Raw genomic sequence first — 18876 nt, forward strand, 5'->3', positions numbered from 1 at the left:
CCATCCGCACCATCGCGATAGTCGAGAGCACGATAAACGCGATTCCGAATGCCATCCGCCGTCTCCTCTTTCCGTCCAGCAGACCCGTTCGCCGGCGTTCACCCTCGAGCCGCAGGCGCATGATTCACTCGACTCCAAGTTCATCCACGGTACTACATCAGCCTCACCGCCGAGACCCCACCTCACCCCGGTCCTACTCCGTCGACTCTTCGTCGCTGAGGATGAGCCAGCGCAGCTTTTCGTCGCTGACGGCTTTGCGGAGGGGGGCGGCGGCTCGGTAGAAGGCGAGGCCGAGGGCGGCCCAGACGCCGAGCACCATCCACTCCGGAGGGATCCGGCCGGCCGCGCGGAACGGCTCCCAGGTGGCGACCCCCGCCAGCACCAGCGCGAGGGCGGCGCTCAGGTACAGGAACGCACGGCCGCCGGGGACGCGGTAGGGGCGCGGGTGATCGGGCTTCGTCTTCCGGAGCCGGATGACGCCGAGCACGACCACCAGAAAGACGAGCCCGGCCGAGATCGATCCGGCCCCCACGATGACCAGGATCGCGTTCCGCCCGAAGAGGGTGCCGACGGCGCCCATGACGGCGACGAAGAGGACGGCCGCGGACGGTGAACCGTACCGATCGTGCACCTTCGCGAGGCGGTGCGGGATCATGTGGGCGCGCGCCATCGCGAAGATGATCCGCGTGCCGGCAAAGAAGAGCGCGTTCCACGTCGTGATCAGTCCGCACAGCCCGGCGAAGAGCACGATGCGCCCGAGCAGGGGGGAGTCGAAGGCGGCCTCGATCGCCGCGGCGGCCGGAAGTTCGGACGCGAGCAGCTCCGGGCGCGACATGCTCATCGCCGTCGCGAGGATCACGAGACAGTAGAAGATGAGCGCGAACACGATCGAGGCGCCGATGACGCGCGGCAGGAGCCGCAGCTTGGCGCCCTCCTCCACCTCCTCCATCGCCTGGGGGATGGTGTCGAAGCCCGCGTACCAGAACGCGGCCGTGGCGAGCACGATGGCCACTCCGGCGAGGGCGGCGCTCGGCGTCTCCCCCGTGAACATCGGCTCGAGGTTGGCGACGCTGCCTCCCGCCAGACCCGCGACGACGAAGATCGCCGTCAGGATGATGAGTCCGGCCGTCATCACGTCCTGGAACCACGCGGCCGTCTTCCCGCCCCGATAGTTGATGATCGTGATGGCGGCCATCACCGCGAGTCCGAGGGCGAGGCTCCACAGCCTCACCTCCTGGCCGAGCAGGGTGTAGATGACGGGGCCGCCGAAATCCGGGATGAGCGCGGAGACCAACCACTCGACCGAGATCGCCTCGTAGGAGGTGGTGAAGATGTAGATGAAACCGAGGAACCACGCGGCGGCGAAGCTCCAGCGGGCGCCCCACGCCTCGAACACGTACGCGACCTCGCCGCCCGTGACCGGGTACGCGGCCGCCATCTCCGCGTAGCAGAGGCCGATCGCGAGCATGACGAGGCCGCCGAGCGTGAAGGCGATGATGGCCCCGACCGCGCCGGCCCCGCTCAGCCACGCGCCCATGACGATGATCCAGCCGACGCCGATGATCGTGCCGAACGCGAGCGAGAAGAGCGACCGAAGCCGGATCCCCCTCCCGAGTTTCTCCCGTCCGCGCTCTGAGGCCGAGGTCATGTCTCGCTCGTCTCTGGTCGGATCCATGCGTGCCCCGGTGCGGGTCGAGAGGACTACGCCCGGAAGATGATGAAGATGGTGCGGTGTCTCACGGGCCGCCAAGCACCCGGACGACGCCGGTCCGGTAAACGAGACTCCCCCCCGGTGTGTCCCATCTACTGCAATCACCGCTGCGGAACGCGGCGCCGGACGAGCGGTCGGCCGCGGACTCGGCACAGGGATCGACCACACGACATGAAGACTCGAAGACGTCTCCGGTTTCTTATCCTGCCGGCCCTCCTGGTCGCCTGCTTCGGGTTCGTACCCCAGGCGGCGGCGGCGCAGGAGGGCCGGGTCCACTACCTGCGCTCCGTGCAATACGACTTTCACGTTCCCGAGCGTTGGGCCCAGATGCGCGACCGCGTGCCGGCGCAGAGCACGACCTCCATGGTTCTCCTGTTCGACGGCTCCAGCTCCCTCATGAAGCGGTCGGCCGAGGAAGAGGAGGCGGGTCCACGTCGGGCCGGCGCCCGCGCCACGGGCGGGGGGGATCGCCGGGCGCTCGGCATGATGCTCCGGCTGCGGCAGCAGTCCGCCTCGCGGAGCGATCAGGAGAACCTGCGCGAGGCCTACGTGGACTTCGCGAGCGGCACGGTCACCGAGACCCGCGAGTTCATGGGCCGCACCTTCCTGATCCGGGGCGAGCGGCCGACCTATCAGTGGAGGCTCGGGAGCGAGCAGCGCGAATTCCTCGGCTTCATGGTCCAGAAGGCGACGGCCGTCCACGACGGGTCGGAGATCGAAGCCTGGTTCACGCCGGAGATCCCGGTCCAGGCCGGTCCGGGCGAGTTCGGCGGGCTCCCCGGCCTCATCCTCGTCCTCTCCATCGACGCGGGACACAGGCTCTACTCGGCGACCGAGGTGGACCTCACAGGGCTGGGGGACGACAGCATCGCGCCTCCCGAGGATGGAGACGAGGTCTCCCGCGAGGAATACGAGCAGATCGTGGCGGAGAGGATCGAGGAACTGCGAACCATGCGTGCGGCCGGCAACCGGCGGCGCCCGTTCGACGGACAGTTCCGATGAGTAGCGCTCCGGCGGTCCGGCTGAAGTCGGCGGCGAGGCTGGGCGTGCTCGCGGGGCTGGCCCTGTTGGCGGCGGCGCCCCGCCCCGCGCAGGCGCAGACGGAGTTCCGCGTGAACGGCGTCGTGTCCGACACCGCCGGCGCGGCATTGAGCGGCGCCATGGTGGTGGTTCTGGCCCGGCCCGACTCCGTGCTGACGACGTTCACGACCACCAACGGTGAGGGCGTCTTCGTCCTCGGAAACCTCCTCTCCGGTGAGTACATCCTGCAGGTCACCCTCATCGGCCACGCGACCATCCGGCAGGATCTCACGGTCGCCGGCGAGCACGTGAACGTCGGCGCCCTCCGGATGGAGGTGATGGCCGTCGAGATGGACCCGCTCGTCATCACCCTCGACCACGTCCCGTTCCTCAACCGGCGGGACACGCTCGGCTACAACGCGCTCGCCTTCCAGACGCGGCCCAATGCGACGGTGGAGGACCTGCTGCGACAGCTGCCGGGGATCGAGGTCGAGACCGACGGAACGATCACGGCACAGGGAGAGGATGTCGAGAACGTCCTCGTGGACGGGAGGGAGTTCTTCGGGGGCGACCCCAAGATCGCGACCCAGAACCTGCCCGCCGACGCCGTCGAACGGGTGCAGGTATACGATAAAGAGTCGGATATGGCCGAGTTCACGGGCATCGCCGACGGCGAAGAGGAACGCACGATCAACCTCGAGCTGAAGGAAGAAGCCCGGACGGGCTACTTCGGCCGCATGTCCGGCGGACTGGGCGCGGACGTCCAGGGCACGGCGGTGTCGCCCGGTTTCGGCGAATCCGTCGCCGCACGGCTTCCGGCCCGGGGCGAGTCGGGCGCTTTCAGAAGCGGGATCCCCTACGCGGGCGCGCTGACGCTCAACCGGTTCTCCTCCACCACGCAGCTGGCCCTCATCGGAAGTGGCAACAACGTGAACCAGGCCGGGTTCGGCTGGGGCGATGTGCTCTCCTTCGCCGGCGGTGGCCGGGGCGGCGGGGACTTCGGGGGTGGCGGCGACGACGGACTCATCGAGACGCTCGGGCTCGGACTCAACGGCAGCCACGACTTCGGCACCGACAACTGGGTGCGGACGAGCTATTTCCTCAGCATGCTCGACAACTTCCAGAACGAGACCCGCCGGCAGGAGCAGCTTCTCGGTACCGACGCGTCCTCGCTCGTGGACCGCGCCACCCGCACCCAGACGGACAACGCCTCGCACCGGGTGAACCTCAACTCCCAGTTCACCTTCTCGGAAGGGCACGACCTCCGGCTCCGGGGCAACCTCAACGCGCGCAACTCGCTGCTCGACCGCGTCGATTTCCAGGACACCCGCTCGGGGGCCGGGCAGTTTCTCACCACGGCCGCCACCGACTACGACGTGGACTCGAACAGTCTCGGCGGCGATGCGCGGCTCACGTGGCGAAAGCGCCTCAACGACAACGGGCGGAGCCTCGTGGCCGAAGCGCGGGTCAACCTCAGCGATTCGGACAGCTTCACGGACCTCACGTCGACGATCGAGGGGGATCCGGGGAACCCGCGCGCCCAGCGGGGGGACCTCTTCCAGGAACAGACGAATATCGGCCAGACGCTGACCCACTCCCTCCGGCTCTCCATGACCCAGCCTGTGGGGCGCGGTGTGCTGGAGGTCTACGGCGAGCGGAGCGCGACGGACGAGAACGAAGACCAGTCCGTGTTCGACATCTTCGCCGACGGGCGGACCCGGAACGCCCTCCTGAGTTCGGGCTTCGAGCGGACGTACAGCTATCTGCGGGGCGGCTTCCGCTTCAACCGCACGAGCGACGCCGGGCGTCTGGTGCTCGGCCTGCGGGTCCAGGGTTCGAACCTGAACGGGACGATCGTCGATCGCGACGAGGAGATCGCCAACGGGTACACCCACGTCCTCCCCAACGCGGAGTACCGGCTCCAGCTCACGGACACGCGGACGCTCAACTTCCGGTACACGACGTCCACGCGCGAACCGCGAATGACGGATCTCCAGCCGTTCGTCGACAACCGCGACCCGCTGCGGATCCGGATGGGGAATCCGGACCTCGAGCCGGAGTACACGCACCGTCTGCGCACGGAATACCGGTTCTTCGACACCTTCAGCTTCGTCAACCTGTTCACGTACGCGAACGTCAGCTTCACGGGGAACGACATCTCCCAGTCGCGCATGGTGACGCCGCGGGGCGTCCAGACGATCGCGCCCGTGAACCTGGGCAACGCGTGGTCGGCCTCCGGTGGCGCGAACTTCGGCACCCCGCTGCGCTTCATGGGTGGGCAGGTGGACCTGAACTACAGGCTCTCGTACTCCAGTTCGACCGAATTCGTGAACCAGGCGCAGAACCGGAACCAGACGCTGTCGCACACGGTCGGGGTCGAGCTCGAGAACCGTGCCAAGGAGGACTTCGACGTGCGCGGCGGGGCCAAGCTCTCCTTCAGCGACGTCAGGTATTCGCTGAACGAGGAGTTGAACGAGGGCTACCTCAACAGCACCCTGTACGCGCGCGGCGACGTCTATCTCGGCCCCTGGACGCTGGGCACGGAGTTCACCTACAGCCTCTACGATCAGGACCTGTTCGGCCCGGGACGGAACGTCGCGCTGTGGGAGGCGTCGCTGCGGCGCCTCATCTTCAACGACCGGGCCGAGATCCGGCTGGTCGCGTTCGACGTGCTCGGGCAGAACCAGGGCGTGACGTACACGAACTCGCCCGGCTTCATCCAGGAGCGTCGGGTGGAGTCGCTCACCCAGTACGTGATGCTGAACTTCACCTGGTATCTGGGCAGCCGATCCATGGCCGGGGGCGGTGGCGGGGGTCGCGGCGGCGGCCGCTTCCGCGGGTAGCGGCCAGCGAGGAATCGCATGACCGCACCGACGGCGGGCCGGGTCGTGTCGCTCGACGCGTTCCGCGGGTTGACCATCGCGGCGATGATCCTCGTCAACAACCCCGGCAGCTGGGCCTACGTCTACGCGCCCCTCGCCCACGCCGAATGGCACGGGTGGACGCCCACCGATCTCATCTTCCCCTACTTCCTGTTCATCGTCGGGGTCGCGATCCCGTTCTCGTTCTCGCGACGGCTCGGGGAGGGGGACAGCCGAGGCGCGCTCTTCCGGCGCGTGGTTCGGCGGTCGCTGATCCTGATCGGACTCGGGCTCGCGATGCGGGCGATCCCGGACTTCGATTTCGCCGACATGCGACTGTACGGCGTCCTGCAGCGGATCGGGCTCGTCTACTGCGCGGCGGCGGCGCTCTACCTGTGGGGGTCGGCGCGCTCCCGGGTGGCGTGGACCGCGGGGCTGCTCCTCGGCTACTGGGCTCTGATGACACTCGTCCCGGTCCCGGGGTCTGTTGCCGGCGATCTGTCTCCCGGCGGGAATCTCGCGGCCTGGCTGGACCGACTCGTCATGGGCGACCGCCTGTGGCAGGGGACATGGGACCCGGAGGGGATCCTCTCCACGCTGCCGGCGGTCGGGACGTGCCTGCTGGGGATCTTCTGCGGCGAGGCGCTGCGGTCGGGTCGCTCCGGCGGCGAGATCTCGCGCCGGATGTGGGTGTGGGGTGCGGGGCTGGTGGTCGCGGGCCTCCTGTGGGACGTGGTCTTCCCGATCAACAAGAACCTGTGGACGAGTTCCTACGTCCTCTTCACGGCCGGGACCGCGCTCCTCCTGTTCGGCGCCATGTATTGGGTGATCGGCGTGAAGCGGCTCCGGGGCGCGTGGGTGACCCCGCTCGTCGTGTACGGGATGAACTCGATCGCGGTCTTCGTCGCCTCGGGGATGTTCGCGAAGACTCTGGCCCGCATCCGGGTCGGAGCGGGGGACGGCGAGCCGCTCAGCGGGTGGCTGTACGAGGAAGCCTTCCGCTCGTGGGCCGGGGACTACGGCGGATCGCTCGCCTTCGCGCTGGCGCAGGTGGGCTTTTGGCTGGTCCTGATGTGGCTCCTCCACCGGCGCGGCATCCACATCAAGATCTGACACCGCTCTCGGCCCACCACGAGGCGGCAAGCGTCCCCGCCCCGAAAACGGCAAAGGCGGCGATCTGGGCGTACATGGTCCCGTCGAAGCGTTGGCCCACGAGCCCACCGAGCGGCACCGCGATGAACATGGAGAGCGACGCGACGACCGCCGCTCCCACCCCGGCGATGTGGCCGAGGGGCTTCATCGCGAGCGCATTGAGGTTCCCGAACAGGAGGCCGATGCAGAAGAAGGCGACGAGCAGGTAGACCATGAAGAGCCAGAATGGAGGAAGCCCCTCAAAGGCGAGGGCCAGCGCCCACGCGGCGGCCGAGACGAGGGTGATGGTCACCGCCGCCGCCCTCGAGAGCCGCCGCATGCCATGCTTCATCACGAGGCGACCGTTCACGAGCGAGGCGCACCCGGTGGCGAGGGCGAGCACTCCGAACCAGAGCGGAAAGAGCGCGCCGGTTCGATAGGCATCCTGGAAGATCTGCTGGGCCGAACTCAGGTAGGCGAGGAACGGCGCGAACACGCACCCCGCGGCGATGGTGTATCCGAGCGCGGCCCGGGTTCTCAGGACTTCCAGGGCGGCCCCGCCTACGTGCCGCGGGGAGAAGGGTCGGCGGCGGGCGGTGGGCAGGGTCTCCGGCTGGCGAAGCGAAAACCACGCCAACGCGATCGCGGCGATGGCGAGGATGGTGCCGAATATCGCGCGCCAGCCTCCGAGCCACGGGATCCCCTGGCCGAGGGCCGGAGCGATGGTGGGAACGAGGATGAACACGGCCATCGCGAATGACATGAGGCGAGCCATTCGGCGGCCTTCGTACTGATCGCGCACCATGGCGATGGTCACGATGCGTGGAGCCGCGACCCCGATGCCCTGCAGGACACGGCCCGCGACCATCACCTCGAAGGTGGGTGCGAAGAGGCTCACGAGGCATCCGGCCATGAACAGGCCGAGGCCGGCGTGTATGGCAGCCCTGCGTCCGATGCGGTCGGAAAGCGGGCCAAAGAGAATCTGACCGAGCCCAAGCCCGAGGAACAACGCCGTGATGACGAACTGGGTGTCATTCCGGCGCAGTACGCCGAGGTCGCGGCCGATCGCAGGCAACGCCGGCAGCATCGCGTCGATCGAGAGCGCGACGAGCGACATCAACAGGGCGACGAGGGACACGAATTCGCCGGGACGAAGAGCAGGCCGGGTCGCTGTCCGGCTCATCCTCCTCCCTTGCTTCGCATGTTTGCTGTAGCCCCGTGGGCCCCGCGCAAGGCCTAAACGCCCGCCGCCGCCAACTCTGCCAGTACGCGCTCGGGGCGCAGGGGAATCCGGCGGAGTCGAACGCCGGTCGCGTCATGGATCGCGTTCGCGACGGCTGCGGCGACCGTTCGGTGCGAGGGCTCGCCCGCTCCGTAGTGGGGGAGGTCCGGGCGGTCGGGGTTCGGGTCTCCGTTCACGATCACCACATCGATCCGCTCGGGCGCGTCGCGGTGCGTCAGCGTCGGGTGCGTGCGCCAGTCGACGCTCGTCACCTTCTCTCCATCGAACCGGACTTCCTCGTACAGCGTCCGGCTGATCCCGTGCAGGAGGTTGCCCTGGACGGTGCTCTCGAGACCGTCGGGGTTGATCACGAGGCCGCAGTCGTGCGCGCAGACCATGCGCCTGACCCGGACGCGGCCGCTCTCGCGGTCGACCTCGACCTCGGCGATCGTGGCGACCGCCGTTCGGGCGCGGTAGGCGTAGGCAATGCCGCGCCCCGTGAGGATCCGTCCGGCGTCCGCCGCCCGCGCCGCGGGTGAGACGGGTGAGGGTCGGGGATCCCAGCCGTACGTCTCGGTGGCCGCCTCGACGACGGCGATCGAACGCGCGCGCAGGAAGGCGTCGTCGTCCTCGCTCGACCCGCGCAGGAGCCGCAGGCGGAACTCGACAGGGTCCGCCTGGGCGGCCGCGGCCAGTTCGTCGATGAACGACTCGCCGGCGAACGTCGTCTGCGGGCCGTTGGGGTCCCGCAAGTTGCCGGTGCGGAGCGGCGTCTCGAAGGCGAGGGGGAAGCGGACCGGGCGGGTCTCCTCGCGCCGGTTCGGGATGTGGTACATCTCGTCGGGGCCGCCGCCGCCCCCGGGGGACGGCCGCTCGGGCCGGATCCCCATGAGCTGCGCGATGAGCACGGTGTCGGCCTGGTTGTACCCGAGGTGCGCGTAGTTCGCGATCCGGGCGCGGTAGTCCAGGGCGACGACGCCTCCCTCGGCGTCGAGACCCCCGCGGAGGTCGACGGCGAAGGCCGGGCCCTTCGTGTCCCAGGCCGTCTCCTCGTGTCTCATCCACTGGACGCGCACCGGGCGACCCAGCTCCCTCGCCAGATACGCCGCCTCGAAGCCGGCATCGTCCGCCGCCGTCCGCCCGTACAGCTGCGGACCGTCCATCCAGATGACCCGCACCCGCTCGGGCGGCATGCCGAGGAACTCGGCGATCCCGGTCCGGTGGCTGTAGGGCTTCATGTCGTTCGTGTAGACCGTCATCTGGCCGTCCGAGGGATCGGCCACGGCGTGGGCCGGCCCGATCGCCGTGTGCCCCTGGAACGGGATGTCGTAGGCGGCTTCGACGACCGTCGCCGCGCCCGCCAGCGCCGCGTCGGGGTCTCCCTGCACTCGCGCGCTCGGCGCCCGCCCGGAGCCGTTCGCGTCGGCGGGGGGAGCGTTCCGCATGTAGTCGAACAGGTCCTCGGAGGAGGGGAAGGGTGCGGTCTCCGGCTTCTCCCACTCCGTTTCGAGGCGTTCCGCCGCGTCGATCGCCTGCTCCTCGCGCTCGTACACGACGGCGAGGTAGTTGCCCTCGCGGACCACCCGCAGAAAGCCCGGGATGTCGCGCACCGAGGATTCGTCGACCGCGACCAGCCGCGCCCCCGCGAACGGGGGCCGCACGTTCCGCGCGTGGACCATGCCGGGGAGCTTCACGTCCACCGCCCACTCAAGCGAGCCGTCCACCTTCCCGGGAATGTCGTAGCGCGGGATCGGCTGGCCGACGATCTTCAACTCCTGCACCGGCTTGAGGGACGCGAGGCCGGTGGTCTCGTTGACGTTCCTCCCCGTCAGCGCGACGTTGAAGCGCCGGCCGCCGATGAGTTCTCCGTACGTGACCCTCCGCGAGGCGTCTGAGCGGACGGAGACGACTCCCTCGCTCACGGCGAGATCGTCCACCGGCCGCTCGAAGTGCTCGGAGGCCAGTTCCAGCAGGACCCGCCGCGCCTCCGCCGCGACCCGCCTCGCCGCCGCGGCGTCGCGCTCGATCGCGTCGGAGCCGCCCGAGCCGCCCTGGTCGACGGTCATGTCGGTGCGGCCCATGACGAGCGTGGCGTCGGCGTAGGCGATGTCGAGTTCGTCGCACATCATCTGCCGCATGGCGGTCCCGGTCCCCTGGCCGCCGTCCGTCTTGCCGACGTAGAAGGTGGCCGTCCCGTCCTCGTGAACGACGAGCCACGAGTCGAGCTGCAGGAAGTCGGGGTCGGGATACGGGTTGGCCTCCGGCGGCCCGCCGCGCGGGTCCCGGGGGCCGAAGCCGACCAGCCCGGCGCCGCTGAAGCCGAGGACGAACAGCCCCGAAGTCCGGAGGAAGTCCCGGCGCGACGTGGTCCCTTCCCACGGCGCGAGGGCGTGGTTGATCGCCGGCGGAAGCTCCCGCGGGGCCTTCATCGCTCCACCTCCCCGCCCGCCATCGAGGCCGCGGCCCGTCTCACGGCCGACTGGATCCGGTAGTACGTCATGCAGCGGCAGAGGACGCCGTTCATCCCCTGCCGGATCTCCTCATCGCTCGGGTTCGGATTCCGGTCGAGGAGCGCCTTCGCGGTGAGCATCTGCCCGTTTTGGCAATATCCGCACTGTGGCACCTGCTCCTCGATCCACGCCTGCTGGACGGGATCCAGCGAACCGTCGGCGGACAGCCCCTCCAGCGTCGTGATCTCGCCGTCGGCGCGCGACACCGGCCGCATGCACGAGCGGATCGCGCGCCCGTCCATGAGCACCGTGCACGTCCCGCATTGGCCGAGGCCGCACCCGAAGCGCGGCCCCCGGAGCCCGAGGTCGTTGCGCAGCACGTACAGCAGCGGCGTCGAGGGATCGACGTCGAGCGCGTGAGTCTCGCCGTTCACCCTCAGCGTGATCTCACTCATCGGTGGACTCCCTTCGTCGTTCGCTGTGTCGTTCGCATTGTCGCTCGCTGTGTCGTGCTGGTCGTCGATCGTCTCGTGCTCTACGGAGCGACGCATTCGAAGCTGTCCTCGCGCTTCGGATCGCCGGAGCCGTCGTACACCGCCTGGGCCGGCCAGGCGCACGCGGGCCGCTGCATGGCGACCTCGCCCTCGCTCACCTTGGTCGCGACGAGCCGCTCGGGTGCCTCGTCCTCCTCGACCCAGCCCTGAATCGCGGAGATCCAGTCGACGAAGTCGGGCCCCGGACCCCCGCCGCAGTGCAGGACGCCGGGCAGCATGAACAGGCGCGCGTAGTCGTCCGCCTCGTCATCCCCCGCGGCCACCCCCTCGTAGTAGCTCAGCGTGCCGGCGGCGGGGATCGCCGGGTCGGACCAGCCTGTCCACAGGATCAGCTTGCCGCCCGCCGTCTTGAACGCGCTGAGGTCGGTATCCGTCGCGTTGAGCATCTTCGCGGCGCGCCGGGTCTGTTCCTCCCACGCGAAGTAGTCGCTGAAATCGAACGTGGAATAGTCGAACTCCGGATCGTCGAAGATGATGTACTTGTGCATGTGCGTACCGAACGCGTAGTGGAGGTTCGGGATGCCCGGGCCGACCGGCTCCTCGCCCTGCGTGATCCACAGCTTCCAGCCGGAGGCGTCGCTCTCACCCCCGAACGGGAACCCCGGATACACCCGCCGGTCGCCGACCTGGGCGCCGCCGTAGATGACCTCCGCTGCCCTCCGCTGCTCCGCGCTGAGTCCGGGAATCGACGAAATGTCGATGTCGCATTCGAGCGGGTTCGTCATGAACCCGTCCCGCACGCCGTCGTTCCCGTCGCACGCCTCGAGGATCGCCGTCTCGAGGATCGCCGCCGCCGCGGCGTCGATCACCGGCGTGGAGAGTTCCGCGGGATCCGGATACAGGGCCTGCTGGGTCTGGAGGAAGAAGGCGCCCAGGCCGGTCCAGTTATAGGCCGGCGCTCCGGAGACGATGCCGTCGAAGTCGTCCGGATAGCGCTGCGACGACATCATGCCCTGGCCCCCGCCCCGCGAGCAGCCGACGAAGTACGAGTACTCGATGTCGCGGCCGTAGTAGAGACGGATGATCGTCTTCGCCGCCTCCGCCGTCACGTGGACCGCCCGGTGGCCGAAGTTCACCTCGCGGTCGGGCCGGTTCAGGGCCCAGCTCGCGTCGATCCCGGAGCCCTCGTGGCCCGTGTCGGTCCCGGCGGTGGCGAACCCTCGGCTCAGCACCGACACCGGCCCCGCGAAGCCCAGGGCCTGGTTCTGGACGCTCCCCACGTACCCGCCGCCCCCGCCCATCAGGAAGCGGCCGTTCCAGTCGGCGGCCGTGGGAAGGAGGAGTTCGAAGTGAATCTCCTCGTCGATCGTCCCCAGCACCCGGCAGTGAGCCGGGTCGTTCGCGCCGGCCTCGACCTCCGACACCTCGTCGAGGACGAACCCTCCCCACGACACGCCGGACAGCTCCTCGCACGTCATGGCCGGGACGAGATCGGCCGCCGGGGCGGGGGACACGCCGGCGATGGCGACGGCGGCCAGGATCGCGAGGGAGCCGAAGGAGACCGCGAGACGGCGCGAACGAGTCATCTTCTCTTCCAGGGCTTGGGTTCCTGCACAATCACGGTGCCGCCGGGCACGCCCGACCGCAACGCCGACCAATTGAAAGTCGAGGCCCGACCAATTGAAAGCGACGGGGCGACCGATTGAAAGCAAAATCCGGGATGAGACCGCCGGTCGCTACGCTCCGGGCGCGTCGATCGCGACGCGGCGCACCTCCCGGCGCAGGACTCGGCGCGCGCGGTCGAAGAGGAGGACGGCCACCGCGGCGAGTCCGGCGGCGAGGCCCCACCACAGGCCGCGCGGTCCCCAGTCGAGGGAAAAGGTGAGGACGACGCTCACCGGCACGCCGAGCCCCCAGAACCCGATGGCGTTGAAGAAGGAGGCGAAGAACGTGTCCCCCGCGCCCCGCAGCACGCCGGCCGCGACCGTCTGAAGGCCGTCGGCGACCTGGAAGATGCCCGCGATCGGGATCAGGGACGCGGCGATCGCGATCACCGCCGGGTCGTGTGAGTAGAGACCCGCCCAGAAGCCGGGGACGGCGAGAAAGGCGCCGGCCGTGACGAACATGAACGTCCCGCCGATCAGGATCCCGGTGCCCGCGGCGCGCCGGGCCCCGTCCATGTCCTGGCGCCCGATCGCATGGCCCACGCGTACGGCCGCGGCGGCCCCGATCCCGAGCGGGACCATGAAGGTGAGCGCCGCGAGGTTGAGCGCCACCTGATGCCCCGCCATGGCCTCGGTTCCGAGCCAGCCCATCATGACCCCGATGACCGCGAAGGCGCCGAACTCCAGCTGCTGCTGAAAGCCGATCGGTGTGCCGAGGCGCACCATGCGCACGAGGGCGGCTCTGTCGAGGGCTTCGGGCCGGAACCGGCTCAGGTAGGGACGCATCCAGCGCCAGGACAGCGCGAGCAGCGCCGCCGCCATGCACCAGCGGGCCAGGCTCGATCCCCAGGCCGAACCCACCGCCCCCAGCCGCGGGACGCCGAGATTCCCGTAGATGAGGACCCAGTTCAGGAAGGCGTTGAGGAGGTTGGCGCCCGCGATCGTCCACACGATCGGCGCCACCCGGCCCATCGCCTGCAGACTCTGCCGCAGCACCACGAACCCGTAGAAGGGCAGCAGCCCGAGAATCGATCCGACCGCGTACCCCCCGGCCACCGGCACCACGTCCGGCGGCTGCCTCAGGAGCGCGAAGACCCGGGCCGCGGGCAGGAAGAGCAGCGAGCTGATCACCGTCAGGAAGAGGGTGAGGACGAACGCGCGCTGTATCCCCCGCGCGGCGGCCTCGTGATCGTCCGCCGCCACCCCCTGCGCGACGATCGGATCGAGGGCCATCAGCAGGCCGTTGCCGAACACGGCGATCTGGAAGAAGTAGAGGTTGCCGAGGCCGACGGCCGCGAGATCGGTCGCCGACAGGTGGCCGACCATGAGCGTGTCCACGACGCCCATCATCATGATGCCGACCTGGACGGTCACGATCGGGAGGGCCAGGCGCAGCATGCGGCGCAGGTCCGCACGGCGGGGGGTGAGGTTCATCGCGCCATCCTCGGGCCCGACGCGTCGCCTCGCAATTCCGTTGCCGCCCCGGGGCGCCGCGGATAGACTCCGCCTCTTCTCAACGGGAGGGGGACGAGATCGAGATTCTCAGTTTCGCGGGCGGCCCGTTCGTGCAGAACACGCTGCTCGTGGTGTGCGAAGATGGCCGCACCGGACTGCTGATCGACCCCGGCGCCGCGACGCCGGAAGCCCTGGCTGCGGCCCGCGAGCGGGAGCTGGAGATCGCGGCCCTCCTTCTGACCCACGCCCACGTCGATCACGTCGACGGGATCCCGGAGGCGAAGGCGGAGACCGGCGCCCCGATCCACCTTCACCCCCTGGACCAGCCGCTCTACGACAATGCGGTCGAGTGGGCCGCCTTCTTCGGGGTGCCGTGCGATCCGCTCCCGCCCCCCGACGTCGAACTGGAGCCGGGCGTGAACCTCTCCTTCGGCGGCTCGGAGTTCGAGGTGGTGTTCGTCCCCGGCCACGCGCCCGGCCACGTGATGTTCGTCTCCACCTCGCACCCGCTGGCGATCGTGGGCGACGTGATCTTCCGGGGTTCGATCGGGAGGACGGACCTCCCGAACTCGAACTACGGCGTGCTCATGGAGTCGATCCGCTCACACGTCCTGACGCTGCCGGCCGAGACGAGGCTGTACCCGGGACACGGCCCCGAGACCAGCGTGGCGCTGGAGCGCGGCACCAACCCCTTCCTCCTGCACCTGAACGGCAGCCGCGAGGTCTGATCCGCCGCACCGTCAGTCGGTTGATTGAGGATCGGGGGCGAGCAGGCGGCGAAACCAGACTACGAAACGCACGGCCGCATCGCTGTCGTGCCGGAGATACCCACTCTCGATGGCGGTGCCATAGGGTCGACCGGGATTCTCCTGCCACGCGAGCCATGTGTGCAGCACGGCCTTGCTGGTCTTTCCATCAGGAAACTCTGCGCCACGCGACCTGGCACCCTGAGTTGCTTCACGGGCGTAGAGGTGCAGTTCGTCGTCCCCATCTACCAGCTCCTCCAGGAAGTCCTCCAACTCCCCAGGTCGCTGGTTATCCGGCATCAGCCACACGCCCACGCGGGTCCCCCATTCGCTTGACCTACCCCCAAAGCCATGTGAGCTGATGCCCGCGGGAGCGTCGACGCTTACGTTAACAAGTCGATGGGCTACGGCTTCCCAGCTCGCCTGTACGTCGTCGTCTGCGTCGAGAACGAAGCCGACCGACTCGTTCGGATTGGCTTTGACGGCTGTCTCGATCGCATCGAGAACCGCCCTCTTACCTTGGCTGTGGTCGTGCTCGTTCTCGTTCCTCGGAAGACGAAACTTGGGAAACTGCGGCGTTTCTTCGCGGGAAAGGTTGTACCGCCTCAGCAGGTGCAGAATTGCGTGGAAGTCATCGACACCTTCGACAAAGAAACGAACAGGGGCGTTTGGACCCGCTATCATCGAAGCTCGATTTCCTGTTCCACAGCCGTTACGATTTGCTCCCCACTGAAGGGTATGGCGCTCCCCAGAGATCTCTCGATCTTGTGGATCGAAACCGCATCACTCAGTTCTGGTCGCGATTGTAGGAGCGAAGCGAGTCCTCTGATGCAATCATAGCTATGCGTCGTTGCAAAGACTTGGAGCGAAGATTGACATGCGCTCTCCACAACAAGACGCCACAAATCCTCCATGGCTGTCCAATGGAGCCCGGTGTCGATCTCGTCAGCTAGTAGCAATCCATTCGAAACGTCAACGAGCGCAAGGGAGAGCCCGAGCAATCGGCGCATCCCGTCGCCATGGCTGCCCATTGGTATTCGCGGCATACCAGCCCTAAGTCCAAGTAAGACGCCGGGGGATCCTCCAAACCCCCGGAATCGGCGGTGCGAAAGAAAGTGTATGGACGTCAAGTCCGGTTCTAGGATGCGCATGGCGTTGACAACCTCGGCTTCGCGCCCTTCCAGTTGCACTTTGTCCCACATCTCGACCAGTTCACGTGATCTTAGAGCATCCACAGCGAGGAAGCGCGCGGGTCTGGTAGGGGATAGGGCACGAGCTGCAAGCGTTCGACGAGCGTCGGGACTGAGAGAGAGTGAACCGTCGTCGTTCACTGCCAGTTCGACCGAATCGTGTGCGCTGCAGCTGATGTCAAGCACGAACGTTTGGAGTCGGCCCTCGTCGAAGTCGAATAGGTCTTGTGACTGCTCATTGTGAGACTGCCTGATCGCAAGGCGGATCCAGCCGAGATCATCGTCAGACTTAACTCCCAGCCAAGCCCCCTCCTCAAGCCGGTGCCCATGAAAGTGATGTGACAGATCATGAAGGTCGCGTTCCCGGCCGTCGGCGTCCTGACCGTTGCTCGGCATAAGAGCTTCGCCGCGACGATGGGTGGACTTGAAGAGAATGCTGGGGGCACCATGGTTCGCAAGGAGTTGCAGGGCCTCCAGAATCGTAGTCTTCCCGGAGTTGTTGGGACCGACGAGAAGGTTCACGCGTGTGAGGTCATCGAGGACGTACGAGTCGAACCCGCGGAAGTACGTAAGCTCGAACCTGCCAATCATGGCGAAAGTGATCTCCTGTCGAAGGAAGCGCTGGCATCGGCGAAGCGCTGGGCCAACGCTCGCAACGTACGGCTAAGCACGTTCTACGCGAGCGGTGACGCTAACGGTTCGTGGCCACGGGGTCGAAGGCCTTCAGCACCTCTCGCGTCATGTCCCACTGGTTGAAGCCCTGCGGGGGGTAGTCGAGGCCGCGGCGGACGATGACCAGGTCGTGTGAGGGGACGACGACCACGTACTGGCCGCGGTTGCCCGCCGTCGAGTACGCGCCCGAGGGGACGTCCGTGCGGTCGTCGGGCACGAGCCACCACTGGCCGCCGTAGGCATTGCCGCGCTCCGACGTCGCGGGGGCCGGCGTTCGCACGAACTCGATCCACTCCTCGGACAGCAGGCGCTCGTCCTTCCACATTCCGTTCTGCGCGTACAGCATCCCGAAGCGGGCCAGGTCGCGCGCCGTCGTGTAGACCTGGCTGCTGAGGATGAAGTCGCCGAAGCGGTCGGTGCTCAGGAAGGTGTTGCGCATCCCGAGCTTGTCGAGGAGGCGTTCCCGCGGGAACTCGAGGTAGGCCTGCGGGTCGCCGATCGCCAGCTTCATCGCGTACACGCCGAGCAGCGTGTCGTAGTTCTCGTAGTCCCAGAACGTCCCCGGTTCGCGCATCAGCGAGCGGTTGCGCGCCCCCTCGACCGAACTCGCCCCGGCCCAGTAGGAGAAGCCGGACCCGGTCGCGTACTCCAGGCCCCAGCTGTCCACGGGGTAGAGGCCGCTCGACATGTTGAGTGCGTGGCGAAGCGTGATGTGGCGGCGCGGATCCGTCTCCGGCGATCCGGCGTTCTCCGGCAGCCAGTCGAACGGGAGCGGCGCGTCGAGGTCCAGCCTGCCCTCGTCGACGAGCATCCCGATGAGGGTCGAGGCGATGCTCTTCGCGGTCGACCACGTCCGCGTTTTCGTGAACGCGTTCACGCCGGGGGCGTAGCGCTCGTGAAGGATCTGGCCGTCCTGCACGACGATGAAGCTGAGCGTCACCTGTGCCTCCGACTCGCGCTCGAAGGTCCAGTCGGAGGCGGCCTGGAGGGCCACCGGATCCACGCCGGCCGGGAGGCCCCCGGCCGCGACGATGTCGCCGTCCGGCCACGCCATGGTGGAGGGGTCGCCCGCCAGCGGCGGGGCCGTCTGGATCGGCAGTTCATCGATGTCGTCGAACGTCTGGTCCGGCGACATGATCACGCACCCGATCCCGTCGCGGAACGCGGCCCGCATGACCGGGATCGCGCCGGGCGCGCCGATGGCGACCGCCTTCCTCTCCCGGTCGACGACGTAGTCACCGCCCTCCGCCGTCCCGACGGGGTCGCGCAGGTAGGCCAGCTCCTGGTCGAAGACCTGCTCCAGCGTGCGGTCGCCCGTGAACAGGCCGTTGCACTGCAGGATCGCCTGGACGCCGCGCTGGATCATCTCCCGCTGGGGCGCGAAGTAGTCGTAGGACCCTCCCCCCTGGCCATGGACGGCCGCGGGTGAGAGGAGGACGAGCGCGATGGCCGCGAACGTGAGGCGTTTCATGGCTTCCCCCGGAATCTGATGACACGCGTCAGAGCCGGTCCAACATGCGCAGCGCCCCCCCGGCGAGCCAAGAGCCGGCCAGGAGCGGACGGTCACGGTCGCGCGACAGAGTAAGTGGGAATATTCTGTCGGTGTGATCGACCGGATACTCTACGCCTCCATCGCGCTCATCGCGCTCACCAACCCGCTCGCCGAGCTGCCCTTCTTCTTCGCGGCAACGGACGGGTTCTCGCGGGCCGAACTGCGTCGCGCGGCGGTCAAGGTCGGGTTCGGAGTCCTCATCGTGCTCAGCGTCTCGGCGGTCGCCGGCGCGCGCATACTGGGCCTCTTCGATGTGAGCTTCGCCGCGTTCCGGACGGCCGGCGGTCTCGTCCTCATCCTCGCGTCGCTGGAGATGCTCCGCGGCGCCGGGTTCGGGATCACCGGGGTGCGTCGCGGCCCCGGCGAGACGGAAGACCACCTTTGGGTCCCTCTCGTCATGCCGCTGATCGCGGGGCCGGCGGCGATCAGCGCGGTGATCACGCTGGCGCTCGAAGAGCCCGGTGTGTTGATCGGAGTTCCCGTCGCGACGCTGATCGCGGTGTTCGTGGCATCGGTGGGAGTGCTCGCGGTGCTGCTCGCCGCCAGCTTTCTGTCGAACGCGCTCAGCCGGCGGGCGGTCCGGATCTTCGAGCGCTTCTCGGGTCTGATCCTGCTCGCCATCGGCTGCCAGATGGCCCTCGGCGGCATCCGGGAGTTCTTCGCCGGGTAGCCCCTCCGCGGTGCGCCCGCCCGGCACCGCGCCAGCCG

Annotated in this window: 14 protein-coding genes; 5 read left to right on the forward strand and 9 right to left on the reverse strand. The window is 68.4% G+C overall.

Going from position 1 to position 18876, the window contains the following annotated elements:
- Positions 1 to 193: 193 nt before the first annotated feature.
- Positions 194 to 1648 carry an APC family permease gene (locus ACPXY0_RS18095; RefSeq protein ID WP_423926988.1) on the reverse strand — a complete coding sequence of 485 codons (1455 nt, stop codon included), beginning with the start codon at positions 1646 to 1648 and terminating at the stop codon, positions 194 to 196.
- Between the two features lie 234 nt (positions 1649 to 1882).
- Here ACPXY0_RS18095 and ACPXY0_RS18100 point away from each other — a divergent pair, with 234 nt between their 5' ends.
- From ACPXY0_RS18100 to ACPXY0_RS18110, 3 genes are read left to right on the forward strand one after another with little or no spacing between them, the layout of a single operon-like run.
- On the forward strand, positions 1883 to 2713 hold the full coding sequence (locus ACPXY0_RS18100; RefSeq protein WP_423926990.1) for a GLPGLI family protein: 831 nt from the start codon (positions 1883 to 1885) through the stop codon (positions 2711 to 2713).
- On the forward strand, positions 2710 to 5574 hold the full coding sequence (locus ACPXY0_RS18105; protein ID WP_423926992.1) for an outer membrane beta-barrel protein: 2865 nt from the start codon (positions 2710 to 2712) through the stop codon (positions 5572 to 5574). The genes ACPXY0_RS18100 and ACPXY0_RS18105 overlap by 4 nt, the downstream gene beginning before the upstream one ends.
- A gap of 18 nt (positions 5575 to 5592) precedes the next feature.
- Positions 5593 to 6705 (forward strand): acyltransferase family protein, encoded by a 1113-nt coding sequence (locus ACPXY0_RS18110; RefSeq protein WP_423926994.1) that lies wholly within the window; start codon positions 5593 to 5595, stop codon positions 6703 to 6705.
- Here the strand turns inward: ACPXY0_RS18110 and ACPXY0_RS18115 are convergent.
- From ACPXY0_RS18115 to ACPXY0_RS18135, 5 genes are all read right to left on the reverse strand, one after another.
- The gene (locus tag ACPXY0_RS18115; protein ID WP_423926996.1) at positions 6695 to 7906 is read right to left on the reverse strand and encodes a multidrug effflux MFS transporter; all 1212 of its coding nucleotides are present in this window, start codon (positions 7904 to 7906) and stop codon (positions 6695 to 6697) included. The genes ACPXY0_RS18110 and ACPXY0_RS18115 overlap by 11 nt on opposite strands.
- Positions 7907 to 7959: 53 nt before the next feature.
- On the reverse strand, positions 7960 to 10374 hold the full coding sequence (locus ACPXY0_RS18120; protein ID WP_423926998.1) for a molybdopterin cofactor-binding domain-containing protein: 2415 nt from the start codon (positions 10372 to 10374) through the stop codon (positions 7960 to 7962).
- Positions 10371 to 10850, reverse strand: coding sequence for a (2Fe-2S)-binding protein (locus ACPXY0_RS18125; RefSeq protein ID WP_423927000.1), 480 nt, complete (start codon positions 10848 to 10850; stop codon positions 10371 to 10373). Before ACPXY0_RS18125 ends, ACPXY0_RS18120 begins: the two co-directional genes overlap by 4 nt.
- 80 nt (positions 10851 to 10930) lie before the next feature.
- Positions 10931 to 12475 carry a tannase/feruloyl esterase family alpha/beta hydrolase gene (locus tag ACPXY0_RS18130; RefSeq protein WP_423927002.1) on the reverse strand — a complete coding sequence of 515 codons (1545 nt, stop codon included), beginning with the start codon at positions 12473 to 12475 and terminating at the stop codon, positions 10931 to 10933.
- 150 nt (positions 12476 to 12625) lie between these two features.
- Positions 12626 to 13987 carry an MATE family efflux transporter gene (locus tag ACPXY0_RS18135; protein ID WP_423927004.1) on the reverse strand — a complete coding sequence of 454 codons (1362 nt, stop codon included), beginning with the start codon at positions 13985 to 13987 and terminating at the stop codon, positions 12626 to 12628.
- 131 nt (positions 13988 to 14118) lie between these two features.
- Between ACPXY0_RS18135 and ACPXY0_RS18140 the strand changes: the two genes are divergently transcribed.
- Positions 14119 to 14736, forward strand: coding sequence for an MBL fold metallo-hydrolase (locus ACPXY0_RS18140; protein WP_423927006.1), 618 nt, complete (start codon positions 14119 to 14121; stop codon positions 14734 to 14736).
- Positions 14737 to 14748: 12 nt separating this feature from the next.
- On the opposite strand, the gene ACPXY0_RS18145 is transcribed toward ACPXY0_RS18140, so the two are convergent.
- From ACPXY0_RS18145 to ACPXY0_RS18155, 3 genes are all read right to left on the reverse strand, one after another.
- Positions 14749 to 15438, reverse strand: coding sequence for a DUF3226 domain-containing protein (locus ACPXY0_RS18145; protein WP_423927008.1), 690 nt, complete (start codon positions 15436 to 15438; stop codon positions 14749 to 14751).
- Entirely contained in the window at positions 15435 to 16535 is a 1101-nt protein-coding gene (locus ACPXY0_RS18150) for an AAA family ATPase (RefSeq protein ID WP_423927010.1), read from the reverse strand. Before ACPXY0_RS18150 ends, ACPXY0_RS18145 begins: the two co-directional genes overlap by 4 nt.
- 100 nt (positions 16536 to 16635) lie before the next feature.
- Positions 16636 to 18087: a serine hydrolase domain-containing protein gene (locus ACPXY0_RS18155; protein WP_423927012.1), complete on the reverse strand. Its 1452-nt coding sequence runs from the start codon at positions 18085 to 18087 to the stop codon at positions 16636 to 16638.
- A 133-nt stretch (positions 18088 to 18220) separates the two neighbouring features.
- Between ACPXY0_RS18155 and ACPXY0_RS18160 the strand changes: the two genes are divergently transcribed.
- Positions 18221 to 18838 (forward strand): MarC family protein, encoded by a 618-nt coding sequence (locus ACPXY0_RS18160; protein WP_423927014.1) that lies wholly within the window; start codon positions 18221 to 18223, stop codon positions 18836 to 18838.
- The last annotated feature ends 38 nt before the right edge of the window (positions 18839 to 18876 follow it).

The organism is Candidatus Palauibacter sp., assembly GCF_965237495.1.
In the GTDB taxonomy this organism is placed as follows: Bacteria; Gemmatimonadota; Gemmatimonadetes; order Palauibacterales; family Palauibacteraceae; genus Palauibacter.

Coding starts and splice junctions, on each gene's coding strand:
- ACPXY0_RS18095 (WP_423926988.1), bottom strand. CDS start 1,648: ATGACCTCGGCCTCAGAGCGCGGACGGGAGAAACTCGGGAGGGGGATC.
- ACPXY0_RS18100 (WP_423926990.1), top strand. CDS start 1,883: ATGAAGACTCGAAGACGTCTCCGGTTTCTTATCCTGCCGGCCCTCCTG.
- ACPXY0_RS18105 (WP_423926992.1), top strand. CDS start 2,710: ATGAGTAGCGCTCCGGCGGTCCGGCTGAAGTCGGCGGCGAGGCTGGGC.
- ACPXY0_RS18110 (WP_423926994.1), top strand. CDS start 5,593: ATGACCGCACCGACGGCGGGCCGGGTCGTGTCGCTCGACGCGTTCCGC.
- ACPXY0_RS18115 (WP_423926996.1), bottom strand. CDS start 7,906: ATGAGCCGGACAGCGACCCGGCCTGCTCTTCGTCCCGGCGAATTCGTG.
- ACPXY0_RS18120 (WP_423926998.1), bottom strand. CDS start 10,374: ATGAAGGCCCCGCGGGAGCTTCCGCCGGCGATCAACCACGCCCTCGCG.
- ACPXY0_RS18125 (WP_423927000.1), bottom strand. CDS start 10,850: ATGAGTGAGATCACGCTGAGGGTGAACGGCGAGACTCACGCGCTCGAC.
- ACPXY0_RS18130 (WP_423927002.1), bottom strand. CDS start 12,475: ATGACTCGTTCGCGCCGTCTCGCGGTCTCCTTCGGCTCCCTCGCGATC.
- ACPXY0_RS18135 (WP_423927004.1), bottom strand. CDS start 13,987: ATGAACCTCACCCCCCGCCGTGCGGACCTGCGCCGCATGCTGCGCCTG.
- ACPXY0_RS18145 (WP_423927008.1), bottom strand. CDS start 15,438: ATGATAGCGGGTCCAAACGCCCCTGTTCGTTTCTTTGTCGAAGGTGTC.
- ACPXY0_RS18150 (WP_423927010.1), bottom strand. CDS start 16,535: ATGATTGGCAGGTTCGAGCTTACGTACTTCCGCGGGTTCGACTCGTAC.
- ACPXY0_RS18155 (WP_423927012.1), bottom strand. CDS start 18,087: ATGAAACGCCTCACGTTCGCGGCCATCGCGCTCGTCCTCCTCTCACCC.